We start from the raw sequence: 21,874 nt of genomic DNA, 5'->3' as shown, positions 1-21,874 counted from the left end.
CGATCCATCCGAGTTCCTCGCTTGCAAGCGTCGACGGACCCTGACCGTGTCCGCCGCGATTTAAATGCTGATATTAATTCTGTTTAATCTTGCAAATTAAATTATAATATATAATTTAAATAACAACGGATTGCGGCCTGCAGCGTTCGGCTGGGTCGTGCCGCGGCCCGCGTCGATTTGGCATTTGCAGGAGAGCGGCAGGTGCAACGAACCTCAGGCTCGATCATCGCGACAGCCATCGTTATCATCATCGGGGGCGTTCAATGGGCGGGTGCGGCATTGCCGGCCGTGCCGAGGGCCCCCCAAGCGGACCCTGCGCGCATCGAGCTGGGGCGTCCGGCCCTTCCCCCCCTCACTTACACCGCGTTTTGCCTGCGCTATCAGGCCGAATGCCGCCCGCGGCGCTTCTTCCGCGGCGGGCCGATCCGGTTGACCGAGAAGCGATGGGCGGAGTTGCGGGAGGTCAATCGCGCGGTCAATCTGGCGATTGAGCCCGCCCGCAACGAGCTCGGCCTTGCGGGCGAGGCGTGGACCATTAATCCCGCACGTGGCGATTGCAACGATTACGCGGTGAGCAAGCGCCACGAGTTGCTTCGGCGCGGCTGGCCGGCGCGTGTCCTGCTATTGAGCGAAGTCGTCGTCAGTTCCGGTGAACATCATCTGGTGCTCCTCATGCGTACCAGGAGCGGCGATCTCGTCCTCGACAATCTCACGCTGCAGGTTAAGCCCTGGTCGCGGACGCCCTATCGCTGGGTTCGCGTGCAAAGCCCGGGCCGTGACGGGCTGTGGGTCACGATTGGACGAGAGGGGGTATGAGGCACTGGCGCGAAAGCCCTGAGCCTTCCTTGGCCAGAGCGTTTGCGTTTACTCGTGAGCGCATTTGAGCCGCTCGAGCGTAGCGAGCCTGTCTTCAAGCGCGACGATCCGGCGAAGAAGATCGAGGCGCGACAGCCCCAGGGTGGCGCGCGTCGATCCGATGGCAGAAGCGGCAGCACATGGTCGCTCGGAGTTGGGAGGAAGGACGCTGAACATGCGCAGGACGCCGTCGCCTGTCAGCACATCCACCCAGCCCTCGGAAGGTGACCGTCCCACGATCCGGCCTGGTACGCGGCCAATATAGCAGGGAGCATCAAGCCGCGGCGACGCGTTGGTGATGATGAGCCGCTGCCCGTCAAGGTGGCTGAAGGCACCTGGAAATGGCGGTGTCAGGCCGCGGATCAGCCGATCGATGGTGTCGGTAGGCTGGCACCAGTCGATCTCTCCATCTTCCGGAACACGGGCGCAGCCATAGGAGGCATTGTCGGTATCTTGAGAAGTGCCTTGGTAGCCGGTGATCGCTCGTACGACGACCCCGCCGAGCTCACGTTCCTGAATCGCGTTGAGGCGCTCGTAGAGCGAGGTGACCGTGTCATTCGCGCCGATCGGAATGGCCTGCTGAAACAGCAGATTGCCGCCATCAAGTTCCGGGATGACGAGGTGAATGCTGATCCCGGCGGTCGTCTCGCCGTTGATGATTGCCCAATTGACGTTGGCACGGCCGCGATAATGCGGCAGAAGTGAATAGTGCACGTTGACGAAGCGACACAATGCGAGAATCTGCGGCGGGATGATCCGATCGAACGAAGAGATCACAACGGCCGCCGGGCGCAGCTCTGCGATCATTTTCTGAAGCTGGTTCAGGTCCTGCATTGCCGCGACCGGGATGCCGCGGTTGTTGGCAAATGCCTTCAACGCGCTCGCGTCGGGCTGGTCCGGTCTCCGGAATATCTGGACCACGCGGCAGTGCGCAGCCAACGAGCGAAGCGCTGCGAAGCCCGTCGGTCCGTCCGCGAGGAGCACGACATCGGGCTGCAGCTGCTCCGTCATGTCACCTCCGGCCATGGTACGAGCTGGGCGAAACCGTCCTCTGTGACGGCACCGCCCCGGCGGACCCACTCGGCCGCGCGCAAGCCGCCGGTCTGCAATCGTATGATCGGCTCGGGGCCGATCTCCGACAGCAGAATGCCCATATGGCCCTGTCCGACCGATTGTGGGGGCCAGACCGCAAGACCATTGGCGGCTAGCACGGCTCGATCGACGTCGCCCCAGAACTGCACCACAACGGCGCCGTCGGGCGCGCATGCGGCCAGATGCGCAGCCTCCGCCCGGCCGATGCGCGGCGAGTCCGTTGGCTGCAACGCGACCACGAAGGCCTCCCATGCGCCAGGATGGACTGCCGCAACACTGTCGAACGTCTCGACGTTCGCCCCCAGGTTCGTCAGCCCGGTGTGCAGGGGGGCAAGGAAGTCGTTGTCGCAGAGCAGGGCGATTTTGTTACCGAGAACCGCCAGCCCGCAATCGTGCAACTGCTTCACGGCGAGCGGGCCAAGGAATGAGAAGACGTCGATGGCGGGGTGTCGCTCGTTGACGCCGACTACCCGGATTTTGCGTCGCGCGCACGCTTCGATATCCAAGTCCTCGCGACGAAACTCCCAGGCCTCGAACATCAAGGCAATCACGGCGTCGCCGCGCAGCTGGTCGATCAGCGCAGCTGTAAGCGGACGGAGGTGGCCACTGTTGGTCACGATGTCGACGCTGTGAAGCACCTCGGGGCTGATCTTTTCCAGAATCTCGATGCGCTCAGCGACGTCTAGGGTGGCCGCAATCTCGAACGTCTCCCGTTTGGCATCTGTCACAGTCCCATGGCGGCCAGGTTTCGTGAACGCGTAGACCTGCTTTGCTCCGGCCATTGCAGCCAAGACTGGGGTGACGGCATAAGCGCCAGTCGCGGCTTCGGTCAGCACAGTCATTCCCGACATGTCCAGTCCCGTTTCAGCGAGGGCGCGCTTCATCAGCATTCGCAGTCGAACAGGTGAGAAGCCTGGCCTGCGAAGTGCTCTCTTATCCGCATCAGATCGCAATTGCGCGACTGAGGTTCCGGTCGCGGTCATTGATGGGTCCCGCTGTTGCCGCTGGAAGACGCCGGCTTCATGGTGTTCTCGACCGGTGCGCTCTGGATATCCAATCGCGTGCCGCCCGGAGCACGTTGTGGAGCGGATCGGGTAGGAGCGCGCGCAAGTGATCCTGCCAGCTCATTTGCTCGATCCCCGGATCTTCGCCGGGTCGCGCTGCCCAATACCGCACGCGGCGTTCGCCCGATGCGACGACACGGCGCGTCGTCGTGTAGTAATAGGATGCGACGGAAAGGCGCATTCGACCGGGGGGACAGGAGACCGGATCCGGAAGGCCGTGGAGAGTGGCACCGTGCGTCTCCCAGAGGATCACGGTGTTGAACCGGGGCAAGATGCGGCATCCGAGCGCCGACATGTCCGCAGGCCACAATTCGAGGCTGCCGCCGTAAGCTTCGGGCCAATCCCGATTGAGATAGATGAGCAGATTGACCCGGTGGAACAGCCCGGTCGTCGGGTGAACCTCGAAATCGCGGTGAATCTTCGTGAAGCCTCCTGGGGGCGTTCGATGAACTCCCGCAAATTTGTGCGTCGGATCGGAATGAAGATCTCGAACGCCGGTGACTGCCGAAATGAATGCTCGAAAGCCGGCACTGTCCACTAGGCTCAGCAGATGCTGAGTGGCCGGCCCCAGTCCGTCCGATACCTCCTGCTTGACCAGGCGATCGGTAGTCGTGGTAATCAGGCGGGCTTCCGGGAGGGCGGCGCATTCGGCCGCGACCATGTCCAACAGCTTCTCGGGAAAGGCATCGTTGAGGACAACGTGCGGCCAAGGTCTTGCAGCTGCGTATTCGGCGCGCAGGGAGCTGGCTCGCGCAAGGAGGCCGCTCAACGAGTGAAGCTGGAAATCAACATGCAATTCCGCAGACTCCGGCTGCAGCGCTTGGAGTCGGGGCCCCCAAGTCCGCCTGCAAATTAAATGTTATTATTAATTGGCTTTGGATTAAATGTCAAAATAAACCGTGAGCTGAATGTTGGGCTCTGTTGCACCGGAGAGTTCAATCTCCGGGCACCGCCGGCAACGCAATCGTGATCTCCAGTCGCGGAATTCAAATCGGCGATTAACTTATTTAATTTGAGGGTCGACGATTTTGGGTCTACCTTGAGGATTGGGCTGGAATACAGCAGGACGAGCCGATGACCCAATTCGACGCGGAAGGCGATGATCGTCGTGAGTTCTTGAAGACCTGCGGAAAATTCGCCGCTGTTACCCCTCCGACAGTGACCCTGTTGCTCTCCACCTCTCTGACCTCGGCCGCAATAGCCAGTTCAGGCGGCCGTATTGTGCGTGGCAACAATGGCTTCGGCAATGGCGGCGGTGATGGCACCCCCAACGGGAAACAGGACGACAATCGGTAAATTCTGCGGTCCAATGGGCCGTCGCGGTGCGGCTGGGCTCAGCCGGTCCGGCGGCGTCTTTGTGCGGACGAGCGGTCGATCAGGAGATCGGTCAGCTTCTTGCCGGCGCGCAGCTGCGCTTTCAGCCAGCGGGGCTGTTTGCCGCGGCCGGACCAGGTTTCGGACGGGTCTTTCGGGTTCCGGTATTTCGGCAGCACCGGCGGGTAGGGGCGGCGCGGACGTTCCCCGTTCGGGGACGAAACGGCGGTCCCCTCAATCTTGCGCAGCCGCTCTTCGAGCTTGACCTTTTCCGCGGTCATCCTGCGACTGAGAACGGTCGTCACCTCATCGTAAAGCCCCCACAGCTCGGCTGTGGTCAAGTCGACCCAGTCACTTTTCCCCATGGAAGCCGTCCCCAGCTACTTCCGAACCGAAACAGGAGGGGGCATTATCAGGTCATGGCAGGGTTGGGCAAGCGCGATCCGGGCGCGCGGCGGCGCTTGTGTGCAGCGCAGTACTTGGTGCTAGCGGTTAAGACTGTATCTCCGACCGGGCGGTCGCCTCCTGAGCGCCCTCCGTCCGTGGGCCCGTCGCTTGGGCGCGAGCAATCGCTCCTCTGCTTTCAACACGCGATTACGTAAGTTCTGCAATTCTGTGAATTGAACGATGAGGGCTTTATGTGTTTGACGCAAAACTGCCGAAGAATACATGTGACCACCTACTCATTGCCGACGACGAATCCGTGCCAATAATTGAAAAATTGCTGAATTAACGAAATCCGGCCTCAAGCGCGGTACTGGGACTTCCGTCGGTGCTACACGGGCTACGATCAACCGCAGCCTTGTTCTGTCCTTGATTACCAGCGATGAATAGTAATACTTTCCCTCCTTCCTTCCCGGAGCTAGGCTTCATGAACGGCCTCGCTTCAGTGAAACTTCGTCGAATGTTAGATTTGAATCGTGAATGTCCCTATATATCGTTGGTAATATCCGGCTCTAACTAAGTTAATTGGATGTTGACCATCATGGCACGCCCGCCCGATCAGTGGGCCGATGACATTCTTGGCGTGAATTTTCAGTCCGATGCCATCAAAAATTGTGGATGGAATCGCAAAAAACCGCGGTTTCGAATTTTGCGTTGAGCACCGCATTCTTACGGTGCTGCACGCATTCTCTGGGCGAGTTACGATAGTGTAAGCCATCGAGCGTTGCCGCAAGGTGCCGTCTCAGACTAGGACCCTGCGACGTTATTGACGGAGCTGACTGGATATAACTCCCGCGTCTCAGAAGGAGGGTGGATTAAACGGCTGCAAGAGGGGTTGTTAGCAACAGGCAAGGGAAGCATGCGCCGCATCAGAATTGTCATCGCTGATCGACACCCGATCGTCTTGCAAGGGATTAGGAGCGTTCTTGCGACGCAGCGTGATTTTGTCGTCGTTGCTTCCTGCAGCGATGGCGCGAGCTGTATCGAGGCGATTCGATTTCTTGCGCCGGACGTAGCGCTTGTCGATGCTGCACTGCCCGACTTCAGTCGACAGCGGATGCTCGCTCGTGCGAACGCCGTCGGCCCACGTGCTCCGATTATCTTCTTCACCGGTATTACGGCCGACAGTGAGTTACAAAGGTCGGCCTTGAACGGCGCCTGCATCGTCCTCTCGAAGGATTCGGATGCGGAGATGCTGGTCGCAACCCTGCGGAAAGCTGCCCAGGGCCAAGCTGCGGCTCCGCCGAACAACGGGCACGTCAGCGAGGCCCCCCTGGCCAGTGTGAAGCCTTTGACACAGCTAACTGACCGGGAGCGGCAGATCATGCGGCTCGTATCGGAGGGGCTATCGAACAAGGAGATTGGGCGTCGGTTGAATCTCGCCGACGGTACGATCAAGGTCCACCTTCATCATATCTTCCAGAAGCTGGAAATCAGCAATCGTACGGTTCTCGCGGCATTGGCGATCTCGCGAAGCGAGCTGCATACAGCGCCAGATGAGCCGGATTCCCTTGGTCTGTTGCGTCAGGATCCAGCCAACGCGAACTGAGGGGTACGTCTGGCGCGTCTTCGGCAGTATGCGCGAGGGGCGGCCTATCGCGGTGCCAGATGCTCAATCATGTTGAGGCAGGCCCCCTCGGCCTCGGCCAACGTTCGAAAGGGCGAGCCGCCGATCTTGATTGCGGCTTGGTTATTGTGGAGCGGACGCCAACTCGCCAGGTAGCCGGAGCGGCCGTGAAAGCCCGGACCTCCCGGGCTTCCGAAACTGATCACAAACGAGAAGCCGTGGCTGCTCGCACTCCAGATCTCCATGTCCCGGACGGACCGATAGAATTGCAGTGGCATCGCAATGATCCATTGTAGCCGAACCCGCGCCCGTTAGTTAAATTCAAGTTAACTAAATTAAATGCTCGGGCGCAACTCAAATTGATGCCCCGAGACGGTGCGCCGCAAAAAATCGGGAGAAACACGGGAAATCGCCGGCTTTCCGTCCGGGTCGCGCACGTTCAGTAACCTCTCACCGGACAAAGAAAATTCTTGGTTGAAAATCTATATTTAATATATAATACTGTAAATGTCGTTTTAAATCGAGGAGGACGCATCGTGACCCGGGACGGCAACGAAGATGACGACCGGCGGGCGTTTTTGAAGACCTGCGGAAGATTTGCAGCCGTGACGCCCCCCGTCATGACGCTGCTTCTGTCCACCTCCCTGACCTCAAAAGCCATTGCACGTTCGGGCGGCCTGCACGGGGCGAAGCAAAGCGACAGCGGCCAGTCGTTCTTTGACAATGATCGCTCGTCCGCGGCAGGGCCGGGGAGTTCCAGCGGCGGATCATCAGGGGGTGGGGGAACACCTGGTGGTCGCTCTGCCGGATCTTCTCATGCCGGAGGGGCATCCGGCGGGGCTGGCGGTAGCGGCGGGGCCGGTGCTGGCGGAGGCAATGCAAAAGGGCCCTTCGCAACCGGCGGCGGCTCTGGAATTCCAAGTGCAAATGGTGGGGTCGATTGCGCAGACGAAGAGAACGAGGAAAAGCGCAAGGCCGATTGCCCTGGAGCTAGTACTCGGATTTCCAGCGCAACCCAATCCAGCCCGTAAGATCTTCTCAGCCCATGAAGGAGACCTATGGGCTGCCGTGCGGCCAAGCCAGGCTGGGCCTTGTGCTCCGACAGGCCAAACGCGAGGCCGAAGGCATATCTGGCCAGCCGAGCGGCCTCCCCGGAGGCTCGATCAGGAGGCGTGTCATGAATACCCGCATTCGAGCGGAGAGTCCTGCGGCCCTTCTTCGAGAGCGTCTCGAAGCGCTTGTCGCCCGGCTCGCAGAACTCGAGAAGCTCAGAGACCGGGTAGGTCGAGAAGAGAATCGTCAGCGCAAGCTGCGCAAGGCGGACAGTCCCCCATGCCCGAGCTCAGACCGCGGGCGGTCGTTCCAGCTTCGCACAGGCGAAGCTCATGCCCGTGCTGGTCGGTTGCAATAAATCGCGGTGTAACGAGCGTCCCAAAGCGAATGGACGACCGGAAGGGTGCGTGCGGATGGTTCGCGAAAGCGAACCGGCCTACGAGCCTGTCTTGGCTATTCGGCTACCGGGCGAGCGGGAGGGGGCGCGCGCTGGAGCCCCAGGGATGAGCCCGACCGCTCCGTGCGAGACTATCCGATCGATTCTGCGGCTCATGACCTTGTAGCACTCGCATGCCACGGCTTCGAGCCGCGGCCGATCAATCTCGAGCTGGCCGCGCCGACTGGATTTCAGCGCTCTTGACGCGCGCATTGTGCACACGACATGCGTGACCGTGGTGCGGCGAACGCCGAGCAACTCCGACAATGTTTCTTGCGTCAGCGGGAGCAGGTCACCTTCATTCGCACGATCATGGATGTGAAGGAGCCAGCGCGCTAAGCGCGCTTCGACGGAATGCAGTGCATTGCAGGCCGCCACGTGCTGGAGTTGCGTCAACAACGACATCGTGAAGACCTGCACCATGGATGCGATTGCGGGGCTGCGATGTTGGGCTGCCAGGAATTGCGCAGGTGAGATCTGCAGCGCGGCCCCGGATAGGCGGGCGACCGCGGTCGCAGGCGCGGCGGATGCGCCAAACGCTGACGTCAAACCCACGGCGCCCTCGCGCCCGATGATCGCCGTGGCAACTGTTTGCCCGTTCGGCAGCTCCGTGATCGCGGCGATGGCGCCGCTGAGGGGGAAGAGAAGATGTTCGATCCGATCGCCCGATCGGATGAGCACGGAATTGCGTTCGATCGCGACTTTCCGGAGATGAGGCGCGAGCAAAGCAAAATCCGCTGGCGGCAACGCTGCTAACAAACGATTATCAATTCTAGTCGCATGGTCCATCATGGGATTGGCTCCCGACGGATACTCGGCACTAGAACTCATGCCGATGTGTCGAGCTGCTCTGCGGCGTTCCAGCTCAACAGCAAGCCAACCGACCACCACAGACATGGTTCCCATGATCAATGGCGAGTACGGGGTGGCCCGACAATCGCATGCCGCGTCGTAGGTATATGGCCCGCTAGTATCCGTGTTGAAGACGAGTTGGGGCGGCATCGCTTCAAGCTGAAGCCGAGTCTCCAGCGCCTTCACGCGCTCGCGCCGCATTGGCGGTGCAGTAAGCTGGGAAGCCTCCTTAACATCGACGAGTTGGCAGTCTCACTCTGCTGGAGGCGTATCGTCCTTCGACATGCTTTCGCTAACGAGTGGCACGCAACGACGCGTCCGCGGGAACGCCGGCCTTGCCCCGCAAGGCCAACACGTGACCCAACGCGGGCTTGGATCGCGCCAGGGTCGTACGAGATAATGACCCCCTCGTGCCAGGGATTGAGATCGTCCAACGTGCCCGCCGGATATTCTCGGAGGCGATCAATCCGATAGGCACGAAGTGCCTCGTTGCCGGTAATGGTCTTGACGCCCCCGCAGCCGCAGCGAACCACGGCACCTTCGGCATACATTTCCACGATCGCCTCGATGTCGCCCGCGCGGTAAATCGCACTGGCCATCGGGTCAAATGATATATTTATCACCTAAATGCCTTAAAAGCTTGCGATTTTAAGTCATTTTTAGCCAGCTAAGCCTCTTTCCCTATTCTATTAATTGTATTTTAATAATCCCGCTTGGCCTCGGCCATATGCCGAAGTACATAGATGGCCGGGCCGAGGCACAGTCCATGTTAGACGTATCTGTGAAGCAGAGACGGATCCGGCTTCTGATCGTAGATCGACAACCGATCGTTCTACAGGGGCTGAAGTCGGTACTCGGGGCACAGCAGGACTTCGACGTTGTCGCATCGTGCAGCGATGGGACAAGGTGTCTCGAAGCAATTCGGAATCTGACACCCGACGTCACGCTTGTTGCTGACAACCTGCCAGATCTGACGGTCCCCGAGATCCTCGCGATTGCGAAAGCTGAGAATCTCTCCACGCGCTTGGTGTTGTTTACCGAATCCGAAGCAGATCACGATCTAGCCGCCGCTATTGCTGCTGGCGCCTCCAGCGTAATCTCGAAGCATGCTTCCTCGGACACTATGCTGCGACTACTGCGCCTGATGACAGAGCGCAGCGTGTCGCGCGAGCAATCCGATCTCTTGCCAGCCGGCCAGGCAGCTGACGGCGGCGGCAAAGTGGAAACGATGCTGGAGCTGTTGACGCACCGGGAACTTCAAATTGTACGACTAGTCTCAGAAGGAATGTCAAACAAAGAGATTGCGCGCCAGCTAAACGTTTCCCCAGGGACAGTCAAAGTACACCTATACAACATATTTCAGAAGCTTGAAATTACCAACAGAACTGTGCTCGCTACCCTCGCGTTGTTGCAGCGACCGTCTGGCTTCGGCCTGCTTGCGCTGGCGTTTCTGGCGTTCGCAATTGCGGACGAACTCAAGGCGTCGGAAGCGAACGACGTGGATCCGGACGACGACAGCGTCGGTCGCGCGGGAGAGCATGCCGAATATGAGCCCTGGAAGAGAGCTATTCTCCGACACCTCGTGGCCTGGGAATCCGGCGAGACGTCAACCCAGAGGGACTTCCTTGCCAAGGCGAGCCTGGTCACGAACCCGGCGGAGGCACTAGGAGCGCTGAGCCCGGCAGAGCAATCCGCAGGCTCGAAAACGTGGAAGGACCACGGCCCGGTTGGATCGAGCACGCCCAATCTTCCTACGCCATTACTGCGGGGCACCAGCGACACACAGATCGTTGGAGACCCGACCTCTGAACATCAATTCCCGCGGCTTGCTTCCACTCCGACGTCGATTCACGGCGGGTATGGCACCTTCGCCACTCTAACCGGTGCGTTGATCTACGCACTGAATGACCCCCATCTTGCCGTGCAATCGCATGACCCGGGCAAAGCGCCGATCGACAGCTTCGTGGTGGTCACCGGCGAGAATGCGACTACAAAACTGGCCTCGATAACCGATGCCGATACCAATGATGTAGACGGCTTTCCCCCGGCTTTCCCTTTGCACGATTTGCGCCTGCCTGCCGCGCTTGTGACCACCGGCAACGAACGCGTCGCGGGCGAAGGCGCTTCGAACCAAATGAGTCATGGTGCTGCGGACCACAACCTGCAAGAACCCCATGGCTCACCGGGCTCGGGTCGCGATGCCGGTATTGGCGGAGATGGCCGCGATCAACGGATGGGCGGCGACGTTGGCGAAAACGTTGTTTATCGCTCCCCGATCGACTCCAATTCGACCTCTTCCCACTCTGGCTTCGATTTCGCATCTGGATCGAGCCGGATCAATCTTGCGGCTTTCGGAGCGCTTGCCTGGCTCCATATGACAGCAGCAAGCAAGTCCATACCGCCGCATACCCTCGCCTGGATCTACAATCCCGCAACCAACGAAACGATCGTGTACGTGAATCCGACTGATCGGAGTCTCGATGTCGGAGACCGGGGCCTGCTGGAAATCCATCTGCAGGGGATTGTCTCCATTGCGGAGTCGGATTTCGTCGGCCAGCCGGAAGGCGCGGCTGTCGCGATCACCCTGGATCAGCTCGAAGCGCTGACATCGGCGACCGCAACCGAAGCTGTTCTGAGTGCGGATAGTGCCCATACAGTTATCGGGACGAGCGAGAGCGCGCTCGGGAGCGCGGCAGTTTGGAGCACTCTGACCGACAACGGCTTGACGTTCGGATTCGGGCAGGCTCGGACCGGCTCGGGGGGAGCGACAAGGTCCAGAACCTTCACTAGCGATTCGGTGGCTACAACGGATGAGAGCGATGGTGGGTCCGGCGGGTCGGCTCATGTATCACCGATCGCGCTTGCTCATAGCGCGACGGTCACGGCAGTTGAAAATCTCACATCGAAGAATGAGCCGATCAATGGGGGGGCTGGCTCTAGCAGCGCAGCGGGCGATAACTCACAGCACGCTTCGGAGCCAGGGTCTGCAAAGGCGGCAGCGGAATCGACTGAAGCCGGCTTCATGCAGGGGAATGGCGTCGGCAATGACAACGAGAATCATCCCGCCGCTTCGGGGGCTTCGCGAGGGGCAGCGAAGTCAGCAGAAGCCGATGGGGTGGAACACGGCAATTCGGGGCACTCAACCTCTGGAAAGCCACCGGAAGCAGCCGACCCCGGTGAGCCAGGCGTCGCAAAGGCCGGTAGCGCGGGCGGTAACTCCCAGCACGCTTCGAAGCCACCGGAATTGACTGAAGCTGGCTTCATACGGGGAAATGGCGTCGGCAATGACAACGAGCATCATCCCCCCGCTTCGGAGGTTTCGCGAGGGGCAGCGAAGACGGCAGAAGCCGATGGTGTGGAACACGGCAATTCGGGGCACTCAACCTCTGCAAAGCCACCGGAAGCAGCCGACCCCGGCGAGCCAGGCGTCGCAAAGGCCGGTAGCGCGGGCGGTAACTCCCAGCACGCTTCGAAGCCCCCGGAATTGACTGAAGCTGGCTTCATACGGGGAAATGGCGTCGGCAATGACAACGAGCATCATTCCCCCGCTTCGGAGGTTTCGCGAGGGGCAGCGAAGACGGCAGAAGCCGATGGCGTGGAACACGGTAATTCGGGGCACTCAACCTCTGCAAAGCCACCGGAAGCAGCCGACCCCGGCGAGCCAGGCGTCGCAAAGGCCGGTAGCGCGGGCGGTAACTCCCAGCACGCTTCGAAGCCACCGGAATTGACTGAAGCTGGCTTCATACGGGGAAATGGCGTCGGCAATGACAACGAGCATCATCCCCCCGCTTCGGAGGTTTCGCGAGGGGCAGCGAAGACGGCAGAAGCCGATGGCGTGGAACACGGTAATTCGGGGCACTCAACCTCTGCAAAGCCACCGGAAGCAGCCGACCCCGGTGATCCAGGCGTCGCAAAGGCCGGTAGCGGGGGCGGTAACTCCCAGCACGCTTCGAAGCCACCGGAATTGACTGAAGCTGGCTTCATACGGGGAAATGGCGTCGGCAATGACAACGAGCATCATCCCCCCGCTTCGGAGGTTTCGCGAGGGGCAGCGAAGACGGCAGAAGCCGATGGCGTGGAACACGGTAATTCGGGGCACTCAACCTCTGCAAAGCCACCGGAAGCAGCCGACCCCGGTGAGCCAGGCGTCGCAAAGGCCGGTAGCGGGGGCGGTAACTCCCAGCACGCTTCGAAGCCACCGGAATTGACTGAAGCTGGCTTCATACGGGGAAATGGCGCCGGCAATGACAACGAGCATCATTCCCCCGCTTCGGAGGCTTCGCCGGGTTCAGCGAAGACGGCAGACGCAGATGGCGTGGAACGCGGCAATTCGGGGCACTCAACCTCTGCAAAACCACCGGAAGCAGCCGACCCTGAGCCTGGCCTCGGTAGCGCGGGCCGCGATAATTCACAGCACAATTCAGAGCCAGGGTCTGCAAAGGCGGCAGTCACAGAGTTGACTGAAGCTGGTTCTACGCAAGGGCACAGTCTCGGTAACGACAACGAGCATCATTTCCCGGCTTCGGATGCTTCGCCGGGTTCAGCGAAGACGGCAGAAGCCGATGGCGTGGAACGCGGCCAGTCGGGGCACTCAACTCTTGCAGACGCACCTGAAGCAGCTGAGCTCGATGAGCCAAGCGTCGCAACGGCCGGTAGCGAGGGCCGCGGTGACTCACAGCACGGGCCTGCAAAGGCGGCAGCCACAGAGCTGACTGAATCTGGTTCTGTGCAAGGACACAGCTTCGGTAACGACAACGAGCATCATTTCCCGGCTTCGGATGCTTCGCCGGGTTCAGCGAAGACGGCAGAAGCCGATGGTGTGGAACGCGGAAATTCGGGGCACTCAAGTTTTTCAGACGCACCTGAAGCAGCTGAGCTCGATGAGCCAAGCGTCGCAACGGCCGGTAGCGAGGGCCGCGGTGACTCACAGCACGGGCCTGCAAAGGCGGCAGCCACAGAGTTGACTGAGGCTGGCTTCGCGCCGGGAAATGGCGCCGAGCATCAAGCTCCGGTCTTGGATGTTGCGGGAGCGTCAGCCGGGGAAGAACCGACCGTCGTGGAACATGGCAACTCCGAGCACGATTTACATGGCTCTAAAGACGCACCCGAAGCAGCTGAGATGGTCAAACCGAGCGTCGCAAATGGCGGTGACTCCGGAAACTGGCCGCAGGCTGCGCAACCTGCTGCAACCGCGTTGGACCCCGTACAGCCGGCTAAAGTTGCCTTCGAGATTGGCGGTGCGGAATTGGCGTTTCGCTTCGATAGCTATGCGACTCCTCCCACATTCGGCGCGGTAGTTGAGCTTGATGGCCCGCCAGGTCGGCACGTTCCGCCCGGTCAGGAAGTGGACCTCCACACCATCGGCAAATCGATCCCTGATGCACTGGACGAACACGCGGTCGCCCCCGTTCATAACGTTCCGCATCACGCCGTTGTACCCGCGCCTCATGACTTGCTGATTTGAAGCGTCCCATCGTTACAGATGTGGGAGCCCTCCGCATCCACCGTCCTTGCGGCTCCGCGAATTTCGAGTAACGGCCCGGGAATCGATAGGTATCACATCAGCGGCTTCTTCGAGCCGTTCTTTACGACCAAGCAGATCGGCGAGGGCAGCACGGGGTTTGGCCTGGATCGGCTATCGCATCGTCCGCGAAGATGGCGGTGAGCTCCCTTGCAACGCACGAGCCGGAAGGCGGCGCGACCTTCTGACGTCAATTCTTACGCGCCGTTACCCCCTATGGAGCGACTCAGACAGATCTATTGATCGATGTAGCGTGTCCAAATTTGAGCCCGTCGGTTCACAGTCATTGAGTTCTCGGATCAATGGTTGAACGGACCGTTCTGCTTGGGCGATGGATGTTTATCTTTAGCCGGATAGCTGAGAGAGGCCGCTTTTTATGCTCACTCCATCGGATACTTGGGGGCGAAGCCGTTGAATCTTAGGGGTCTTTGTTTTCCGTGGCCCCCATGATGGATCGGACCGAGAATTCAAGTTTTTCAATTGGTTAGACGGCTGCCTGTGCGCGGCGTGTGCACCGAGAGGATCCATAAAAATCCACTCATGATCATTTGTGTGAGCGTACGTTTTGAAGAGCACGGCCGCGGTTGTCGCAGCTCATTCCGTGGGGTGAATGCGAGTGGCAACAGTTAGCTCAATCACCGTAAGCCTTCCGCGCAATCGTGACCTGCTGTGCGCAACCGTCGCGCGTGTGCGAGACCGCACTTTCGGTCGAGCCGGTGTTGTGAGGCGCCGGACCCGGTTACGGGGCCGCTGTGTGCTGCACATCAAAAAAGTATCAGTTGCACATTGAAATCGTGGTGGCGGGCCCGGATACCGGTCGCTACGATCCCTAACGAGAGGAAGCGCTGAGCAAATTCAGCCGACAAGGGAACAGGGGCGGATCATCAAAAACCGCACCGGCCCGAAGGGAGCGGATATGGAACCGGACCTGGAAGTTGTCCAGATACGGCGCGGCGAGTCGTTCAAGGCGTGGTCGCACGGCTACCCATTCCACACGGTCCGCTGGCATTTCCATCCAGAATACGAGCTGCACCAGGTCGTGGCGACCAGCGGTCGGTATTTCGTCGGCGACTTCATCGGCGAATTCGAACCGGGCAATCTCGTTCTTACCGGCCCCAACCTGCCGCACAATTGGGTGAGCGATCTGCCGGCGGAGACCACCATTCCGCTGCGGGGACGCGTCCTCCAGTTCAGCGAAGAATTCATCGGCGACCTCACGAAGGTCATGCCTGAGCTTTCGGGCCTTGCCTCGCTGCTGGAATTCTCCCGCCGCGGCGCGCTTTTCACCCGCAGCACAAGCGAAGCGGTCGCGCCACTCATGGAGGAGATCGCGACGGCGAACGGTGTGCGCCGGATCGAGCTGTTCCTGATGATCCTGGGAACGCTCTCCCGCGCCCGAAGCGCGCGTCCGCTCTCGAGCCCGAACTATTTGCCTGACCCCTCGGGATACATGTCCGCGGGGATGAACAAGGCGCTCGCCTTCATCCGGCAGAACCTGACGCAGCCTTTCGGTGAAGCCGAGCTTGCGGCCATCGCCGGCCAATCGCAGAGCGCGTTTTCGCGCTCCTTCCGCCGGCACACTGGCATGTCGCTGGTGCAATACGTCAAGCGGCTGCGCATCAATCTCGCCTGCCAGATCTTGATGAGCGACGAGCAGGCGTCGATCACCGACATCTGCTTCGAGGTCGGCTTCAACAATCTCTCCAATTTCAACCGGCAGTTTTTGGCCGAGAAAGGCATGCCGCCTTCGCGCTTCAGGCGATTGCTCGCGCAGAACATCAATACGGCACGCGCGGCCTAGCCGGCGAAAAAGCAAAGGAGGAGACCACCACGGGAAGAATGACGCGGGCATGCCGATCCAGCCCGCGACAGGAATCGCTTGTCCAGGAATTCCGCGCGGCTTCGGAGCACCGGCACTCATCGCCGCCGGCGACGGGAGCCGCGAAGGCCCGTCTTCAAGGATCAACCACAGCACTCTAGTTCTGGAAAGGAAAGTCCGAATGAAAAGGTTCTCCCCGAAACATACGGGCACACTGGCCCTGGCCCTGTCGCTGCTTGGCACAACAGCCATGTTCTCGCAGGCCGCAGAGGTGAAGGACGCGACCGTTGCCTTCCTGATGCCGGATCAGGCGTCCACCCGCTACGAACAACATGACTATCCGGGCTTCGCTGCGGAGATGAAGAAGCTCTGCGCAAGTTGCAAGGTGATCTATCAGAACGCCAGTGCTGATGCCACACGGCAGCAACAGCAGTTCAACTCGGTCATCTCGCAGGGCGCCAAGGTAATTGTGCTCGACCCCGTCGACTCGACCGCCGCCGCCTCCCTGGTCAAGATGGCACAGTCGCAGGGCATCAAGGTCATTGCCTATGACCGGCCGGTCCCGGACGCCAAGGTCGATTTCTACGTCTCCTTCGATAACGAAGCCATCGGCAAGGCCATCTCCGAATCGCTCATCAAGCATCTGAAGGCCGCCAACGTCGCGGCGAAGGAAGGTGAGGGCGTGCTTGAGATCAATGGATCGCCGACCGATGCCGCCGCGGGGCTCATCAAGAAGGGCATTCACGCCGGTCTCGACAAAAGCGGCTATCCAATTCTCGCCGAATACGACACGCCGGACTGGGCGCCGCCGAAGGCGCAGCAATGGGCGAGCGGCCAGGTCACCCGCTTTGGCAAGAAGATTCTCGGCGTCGTGGCGGCCAATGACGGCACCGGCGGCGGCGCAATTGCCGCCTTCAAGGCCGCTGGCGTCGATCCAGTGCCGCCGGTGACGGGCAACGATGCGACGATCGCCGCGCTTCAGCTCGTCATCGCCGGCGATCAGTACAACACGATCTCCAAGCCCAGTGAGATCGTGGCCGCCGCGGCGGCCCAGGCCGCGGTGAAGTTCCTCTCCGGCGAGACACCCAAGGCGGAAACCACGCTCTTTAATGCGCCATCGAAGCTGTTCGTGCCGGCGGTCGTCACTCAGGAGAACCTGAAGGCGGAGATCATCGACAAGAAGATCCAGACGGCCGATCAACTCTGTACGGGCCGCTATGCCGCCGGCTGCAAGAAGCTCGGCATCACGCAGTAACTGCGTCCGTCCCGGCCGCTCGCGGCGGCCGGGACGAACGACGAGAGGACGGACTGGCACATGACCACGATCTCGGATGTCGATCACGCGCAGGGTGGACCGCGCAAGCCGGTCTTGAGTCTTCGCGGAATTTCCAAGCATTTCGGCGCCGTGTCCGCCCTGACCAACGTCGATCTCGACGTGCATGCCGGCGAGGTCGTGGCGCTCGTGGGCGACAACGGTGCTGGAAAATCCACGCTGGTGAAGATCCTTGCCGGCGTGCACCAGCCCAGCTCTGGAACGATCGCCTTCGGCGGCGAGCATGTCATCCTATCCGATCCCGCCGCGGCGCTCGGTCTTGGTATCGCCACCGTGTTCCAGGACCTTGCGCTCTGCGAGAATCTTGATGCGGTCGCAAATATCTTCCTCGGCCGCGAGCTCAATCCGATGCGGCTCGACGAGGTCTCCATGGAGCTCCGCGCCTGGACGCTGCTCAACGAATTGTCGGCGCGGATCCCGAGCGTGCGTGAGCCGGTTGCTTCGCTCTCCGGCGGACAGCGCCAGACCGTGGCGATCGCGCGTTCACTGCTGACCGAGCCGAAGCTCATCCTGCTCGACGAGCCCACCGCCGCGCTCGGCGTCGCCCAAACCGCCGAGGTTCTCGACCTCGTCGAGCGCGTCCGCGCCCGCGGCCTCGGCGTCATCATGATCAGCCACAACATGGAGGACGTCCGCGCGGTCGCGGACCGGATCGTGGTGCTGCGCCTCGGCCGCAACAACGGCGAGTTCGAGCCCGACGCTTCCAACCAGGATCTCGTCACCGCGATCACCGGTGCGGACGAAAACTCGGTCTCGCGCCGCGCCAGCCGGCGCCGGGCCCATCAGTCGCCGGAGCTTGGGCGATGACCGACGACACGCAACAGGTTTCGACCGCGTGCCTGCACGATCGCAGCGACGAGCGGGTCAGGCACGCGGACACGCTCGGCAATACGATCAGCGCCTTTGTGGACCGCGTGCGGTCGGGCGACCTCGGTTCGCTGCCGGTGGTCGTCGGGCTCATTGTCATCTGCACGGCGTTCGAGAGTCTCAATCCTGTTTTTCTGGCGCCTAACAATCTGGTCAATTTGCTGTTCGATTGTTCGACGGTGGGGGTGATCTCGCTGGGCATCGTCTGTATCCTGATGGTCGGCGAGATCGACCTCTCGGTCGGTTCGGTGAGCGGGTTCGCTTCAGCGCTCGTCGGCGTGCTTTGGGTCGGTCAGGATTGGCCCGTCGCTGTGGCGATCGTCACGGCGTTGATGCTGGGCGCTGCCATCGGCGCGCTCTACGCATTTCTGTTCAATCGCCTGGGGATGCCGAGCTTCGTCTCGACCCTGGCCGGCCTGCTGGGTTGGCTCGGCCTGCAGCTGTATCTGCTCGGCTCCTCGGGCTCGATCAACCTTCCGTACGGATCGCCACTGGTCAATTTCGGGCAGATGCTCGTCATGCCGCCAATCGTGTCCTATGTGCTGGCGGCGGTTGCGAGCCTTGTGATGTTCGTGACCAGCTATCGCACAGCGATGCGCCGGCGGCAGGCGGGGCTATCGGCCAGTTCGCTCGGCCGCATGGTGCTGAAGGCGCTGCTGGTCACCGTCATGCTCGAATTCGTCGTCTATTATCTCAATCTCGGCCGCGGCATTCCGTGGATGTTCGGTCTGTTTGTCGGCCTGTGCGTGGTCATGAACTACGCGTTGACGCGGACCAAGTGGGGCCGCTCGATGTCTGCCGTCGGCGGCAATCGCGAGGCGGCCCGCCGGGCCGGCATCAACGTTCGCCGGGTCTATCTGACCGCGTTCGTGCTTTGCTCCACGCTGGCGGCGGCCGGCGGCATTCTTGCCGCGGCGCGGCTGGCATCTTCCAGCCAGCAGGCCGGGACCGGGGATGTGAACCTCAACGCGATCGCCGCCGCGGTCATCGGTGGCACGAGCCTGTTCGGCGGTCGAGGGACCGCCTATTCCGCTCTGCTCGGCGTGATCGTCATCCAGTCCATCGCGAGCGGCCTGACGCTGCTCGATCTCTCCTCGTCGCTACGGTACATGATTACGGGTGCGGTCCTTGCCATTGCGGTCATTGTCGATTCGCTGGCACGGCGCTCGCGTCTCTCCCATGGCCGAGCTTGAATAACTCGAACAAGAAAAGGACAAGCCTTGGCCCAGGAACTTGCAGGAAAAGTTGCCGCGATCACCGGAGCCGCATCGGGCATCGGTCTCGAATGCGCCAGAGCTTTGATCGGCGCGGGCGCGCGGGTGGTGCTGATCGATCGGGCGGAGGAGGCGCTGAGCAAAGCCTGCGTGGAGCTGGGCGATCAGGCGATTCCGTTACGCATCGACCTCACCGATCCCGAGAGCATGCGAGCCGTGATGCCGCAGGTGCTGGAGAAGGCGGGCCAGCTGGACATCTTCCATGCGAATGCAGGCGCCTATGTCGGCGGTGAGGTGCTTGGCGGCGATCCCGACGCCTGGGACCGCATGCTCAATTTGAACATCAATGCGCTGTTCCGGTCGATCCATGCGGTGCTGCCGCATATGGTCGAACGCAAAAGCGGCGACATCATCGTCACCAGTTCGATCGCAGGTCTCGTCCCCGTCGTCTGGGAGCCGATCTATACCGCCTCCAAGCACGCAGTGCAGGCTTTCGTGCATACGCTGCGCCGCCAGGTCGCCAAACACGGTTTGCGCGTCGGCGCCGTTGCACCCGGTCCGGTCGTGACCGCGCTCATCAAAGACTGGCCCAAAGAGAAGATCGAGGAAGAAATGGCGGCAGGTGGCTTGATGCAGCCGGTGGAGGTCGCAGAGGCGGTGCTTTTCATGTTGACGCGTCCGAGGAACGTCACCATCCGCGACCTCGTCATTCTGCCGCAGAGCAACGATCTGTAGCGTTCTCCGATTGGCGATCCAGATGACCAAACAATCCGATGACCGCCATTTTCTTGGCATCGATGTCGGCACCGGCAGCGCGCGGGCCGGCGTGTTCGATCGCTCGGGCAAGCTCCTTGCGAGTGACAACGCTCCCATCGCACTTTGGCGGGAGGCAGGCGACATCGTCGAGCACTCGAGCGAGGACATCTGGCGTGCCGTATGCCGCAGCGTGCGCGGCGCGGTGGCGCAGGCCGGCATCGCGCCGGACTGCATCGCCGGCATCGGCTTCGACGCGACCTGCTCGCTGGTGGCGCTGGGCGAAGGGGGCGCGCCGCTGCCCGTCGGGCCGTCCGGCGATCCTGCTCGCAATGTCATCGTATGGATGGATCACCGCGCCGCCGATCAGGCTCGCCGGATCAACCAGACGGGCGAGACGGTTCTCGACTATGTCGGCGGAACGATCTCCCCCGAGATGGAGACGCCGAAACTGTTGTGGCTCGCCGAAAACATGCCCGATACGTTTTCCCGTGCGTGGCAATTCATGGACTTGACCGATTTTCTCACCTGGCGTGCGACGGGGAGCCTGTCTCGCTCCATCTGTACCGTGACGTGCAAGTGGACCTATCTGGGCCACGAAAACCGTTGGGACGATCAATTCTTCCGCAGGGTCGGCCTCGGCGTGCTAGCGGACGAGCAGTTCCGGAGGATCGGCACCGAGATCGTGCCCGGCGGAACGAGGCTTGCGGCGGGCCTGACGGCGGAGGCTGCGGCCGATCTCGGACTTGCGACGGGTACGCCGGTCGCTGCCGGCCTCATCGATGCACATGCCGGCGGTGTTGGTACGGTGGGCGCGCGCGGCACGGCGGGCACGGTGCTGACGCGCATGGCCTATGTGTTCGGAACGTCCGCCTGTACCATGACGACCACGCCGGATCCGTCCTTCGTCCCCGGCGTGTGGGGACCCTATTTCTCCGCCATGGTGCCCGGGCTTTGGCTCAATGAAGGCGGGCAGTCGGCCGCCGGCGCTGCCATCGAGCATCTGTTGCAGATGCATCCGCATTCCGCGCAAGCGACGCAGGTTGCACGCCAGAAGCAGCAGACGCTTGCCGATTGGCTCGCTTCGGAAACCGAATCCCGCGGCGGCGACGGAATGATTCCGCAATTGGTCGGCGAGGTTCATGTCGTTCCCGAATTCCTCGGCAATCGCGCGCCGTTCGCGGACCCTGACGCGCGTGCGCTGATTGCCGGGCTCGATATGCGCTCGGATCTGGAGAGCCTGCTGGCGCTTTATCTTGCCGGGCTGTGCGGCCTCGGTTGCGGGGCCCGGCAGATCGTTCGTGCCCAGCAGGACAAGGGCATCGCAGTCGATACGATCGTGGTCAGCGGTGGCGCCGCAAAGAGCCGCCTTGTACGACAGGTCCTCGCCGAAATGACGGGTTTGACGGTGGCTGCGTCGGCATCCCCGGAGGCCGTCCTGCTCGGCTCCGCGATGCTTGGATCAGTTGCATCGGGCGACCATGCCAATCTCGGCGAGGCGATGGAGGCGATGTCGGTCCTGGGAGACATCTCTCGACCCCAGGCCGCTCTCGCAGACTGGGCCGATCGGCGCTTTCGAGCCTTCGAAGCGCTGCAGAAGGTCGGCCGGGCAATTCGAAGCGCTTCATAGCCCCTTTGCCACCGGATCCCGCGTCCCCAGGCACGGGTCGCCTTCTACGCCGGAACTGCC

Annotated in this window: 15 protein-coding genes and 1 pseudogene; 11 read left to right on the top strand and 5 right to left on the bottom strand. The window is 61.4% G+C overall.

Annotation, left to right across the window (positions count from 1 at the left end; translation table 11 throughout):
- Window positions 1-201: 201 nt before the first annotated feature.
- Window positions 202-816 carry a transglutaminase-like cysteine peptidase gene (locus XI03_RS38915; protein WP_271595086.1) on the top strand — a complete coding sequence of 205 codons (615 nt, stop codon included), beginning with the start codon at window positions 202-204 and terminating at the stop codon, window positions 814-816.
- Between the two features lie 48 nt (window positions 817-864).
- Here the strand turns inward: XI03_RS38915 and XI03_RS38910 are convergent, their stop codons facing one another.
- From XI03_RS38910 to XI03_RS38900, 3 genes are all read right to left on the bottom strand, one after another.
- A complete protein-coding gene (locus tag XI03_RS38910) occupies window positions 865-1,866 on the bottom strand; it encodes a methionyl-tRNA formyltransferase (protein WP_271595085.1) in 1,002 nt (333 codons plus the stop codon).
- Window positions 1,863-2,831: a hypothetical protein gene (locus tag XI03_RS38905; protein ID WP_271595084.1), complete on the bottom strand. Its 969-nt coding sequence runs from the start codon at window positions 2,829-2,831 to the stop codon at window positions 1,863-1,865. The genes XI03_RS38910 and XI03_RS38905 overlap by 4 nt, the downstream gene beginning before the upstream one ends.
- A gap of 136 nt (window positions 2,832-2,967) precedes the next feature.
- Entirely contained in the window at window positions 2,968-3,807 is an 840-nt protein-coding gene (locus XI03_RS38900) for a 2OG-Fe(II) oxygenase (protein ID WP_271595083.1), read from the bottom strand.
- Between the two features lie 278 nt (window positions 3,808-4,085).
- Here XI03_RS38900 and XI03_RS38895 point away from each other — a divergent pair, with 278 nt between their 5' ends.
- Window positions 4,086-4,307 (top strand): hypothetical protein, encoded by a 222-nt coding sequence (locus XI03_RS38895; protein WP_028145369.1) that lies wholly within the window; start codon window positions 4,086-4,088, stop codon window positions 4,305-4,307.
- Between the two features lie 38 nt (window positions 4,308-4,345).
- Here XI03_RS38895 and XI03_RS38890 read toward each other — a convergent pair whose 3' ends face one another.
- Window positions 4,346-4,666, bottom strand: a complete 321-nt coding sequence (locus tag XI03_RS38890) for an H-NS histone family protein (protein ID WP_442869800.1) — start codon at window positions 4,664-4,666, stop codon at window positions 4,346-4,348.
- 962 nt (window positions 4,667-5,628) lie between these two features.
- On the opposite strand from XI03_RS38890, the gene XI03_RS38885 reads away from it, so the two are divergent.
- The gene (locus XI03_RS38885) at window positions 5,629-6,318 is read left to right on the top strand and encodes a response regulator transcription factor (RefSeq protein WP_271595082.1); all 690 of its coding nucleotides are present in this window, start codon (window positions 5,629-5,631) and stop codon (window positions 6,316-6,318) included.
- A 638-nt stretch (window positions 6,319-6,956) separates the two neighbouring features.
- Window positions 6,957-7,241: pseudogene (locus XI03_RS38875) on the top strand (hypothetical protein); the annotation flags it as partial.
- Window positions 7,242-7,825: 584 nt separating this feature from the next.
- On the opposite strand, the gene XI03_RS38870 reads toward XI03_RS38875, so the two are convergent.
- Complete coding sequence (locus tag XI03_RS38870; protein ID WP_442869812.1) at window positions 7,826-8,617, bottom strand: Crp/Fnr family transcriptional regulator; 792 nt, start codon at window positions 8,615-8,617, stop codon at window positions 7,826-7,828.
- 826 nt (window positions 8,618-9,443) lie between these two features.
- Between XI03_RS38870 and XI03_RS38865 the strand changes: the two genes are divergently transcribed.
- The 7 genes from XI03_RS38865 to XI03_RS38835 all read left to right on the top strand — a co-directional run bounded on the left by XI03_RS38865 (window position 9,444) and on the right by XI03_RS38835 (window position 21,814).
- Window positions 9,444-14,141 (top strand): LuxR C-terminal-related transcriptional regulator, encoded by a 4,698-nt coding sequence (locus XI03_RS38865; protein WP_271595080.1) that lies wholly within the window; start codon window positions 9,444-9,446, stop codon window positions 14,139-14,141.
- 973 nt (window positions 14,142-15,114) lie between these two features.
- Complete coding sequence (locus XI03_RS38860) at window positions 15,115-15,999, top strand: AraC family transcriptional regulator (protein ID WP_271595079.1); 885 nt, start codon at window positions 15,115-15,117, stop codon at window positions 15,997-15,999.
- 199 nt (window positions 16,000-16,198) lie between these two features.
- Entirely contained in the window at window positions 16,199-17,272 is a 1,074-nt protein-coding gene (locus tag XI03_RS38855) for an ABC transporter substrate-binding protein (protein ID WP_212246904.1), read from the top strand.
- Window positions 17,273-17,332: 60 nt separating this feature from the next.
- Window positions 17,333-18,157: an ATP-binding cassette domain-containing protein gene (locus XI03_RS38850; RefSeq protein ID WP_271595078.1), complete on the top strand. Its 825-nt coding sequence runs from the start codon at window positions 17,333-17,335 to the stop codon at window positions 18,155-18,157.
- The gene (locus tag XI03_RS38845; protein ID WP_271595077.1) at window positions 18,154-19,410 is read left to right on the top strand and encodes a sugar ABC transporter permease; all 1,257 of its coding nucleotides are present in this window, start codon (window positions 18,154-18,156) and stop codon (window positions 19,408-19,410) included. The genes XI03_RS38850 and XI03_RS38845 overlap by 4 nt, the downstream gene beginning before the upstream one ends.
- 27 nt (window positions 19,411-19,437) lie before the next feature.
- The gene (locus XI03_RS38840) at window positions 19,438-20,166 is read left to right on the top strand and encodes an SDR family oxidoreductase (RefSeq protein WP_038946228.1); all 729 of its coding nucleotides are present in this window, start codon (window positions 19,438-19,440) and stop codon (window positions 20,164-20,166) included.
- A 22-nt stretch (window positions 20,167-20,188) separates the two neighbouring features.
- Window positions 20,189-21,814, top strand: coding sequence for an FGGY-family carbohydrate kinase (locus XI03_RS38835; protein WP_271595076.1), 1,626 nt, complete (start codon window positions 20,189-20,191; stop codon window positions 21,812-21,814).
- Window positions 21,815-21,874: the final 60 nt, after the last annotated feature.

The sequence above is a fragment of the Bradyrhizobium sp. CCBAU 65884 genome (assembly GCF_028128835.1).
GTDB lineage: Bacteria > Pseudomonadota > Alphaproteobacteria > Rhizobiales > Xanthobacteraceae > Bradyrhizobium > Bradyrhizobium ottawaense.
This window is presented reverse-complemented; position numbering and strand designations above follow the sequence as displayed.

Excerpts from the sequence above, each read along its gene's own strand:
- XI03_RS38855 (WP_212246904.1), top strand. The coding sequence starts at position 16,199 with ATGAAAAGGTTCTCCCCGAAACATACGGGCACACTGGCCCTGGCCCTG.
- XI03_RS38910 (WP_271595085.1), bottom strand. The coding sequence starts at position 1,866 with ATGACGGAGCAGCTGCAGCCCGATGTCGTGCTCCTCGCGGACGGACCG.
- XI03_RS38860 (WP_271595079.1), top strand. The coding sequence starts at position 15,115 with ATGGAACCGGACCTGGAAGTTGTCCAGATACGGCGCGGCGAGTCGTTC.
- XI03_RS38835 (WP_271595076.1), top strand. The coding sequence starts at position 20,189 with ATGACCAAACAATCCGATGACCGCCATTTTCTTGGCATCGATGTCGGC.
- XI03_RS38905 (WP_271595084.1), bottom strand. The coding sequence starts at position 2,831 with ATGAAGCGCGCCCTCGCTGAAACGGGACTGGACATGTCGGGAATGACT.
- XI03_RS38850 (WP_271595078.1), top strand. The coding sequence starts at position 17,333 with ATGACCACGATCTCGGATGTCGATCACGCGCAGGGTGGACCGCGCAAG.
- XI03_RS38870 (WP_442869812.1), bottom strand. The coding sequence starts at position 8,617 with ATGATGGACCATGCGACTAGAATTGATAATCGTTTGTTAGCAGCGTTG.
- XI03_RS38895 (WP_028145369.1), top strand. The coding sequence starts at position 4,086 with ATGACCCAATTCGACGCGGAAGGCGATGATCGTCGTGAGTTCTTGAAG.
- XI03_RS38845 (WP_271595077.1), top strand. The coding sequence starts at position 18,154 with ATGACCGACGACACGCAACAGGTTTCGACCGCGTGCCTGCACGATCGC.
- XI03_RS38885 (WP_271595082.1), top strand. The coding sequence starts at position 5,629 with ATGCGCCGCATCAGAATTGTCATCGCTGATCGACACCCGATCGTCTTG.
- XI03_RS38865 (WP_271595080.1), top strand. The coding sequence starts at position 9,444 with ATGTTAGACGTATCTGTGAAGCAGAGACGGATCCGGCTTCTGATCGTA.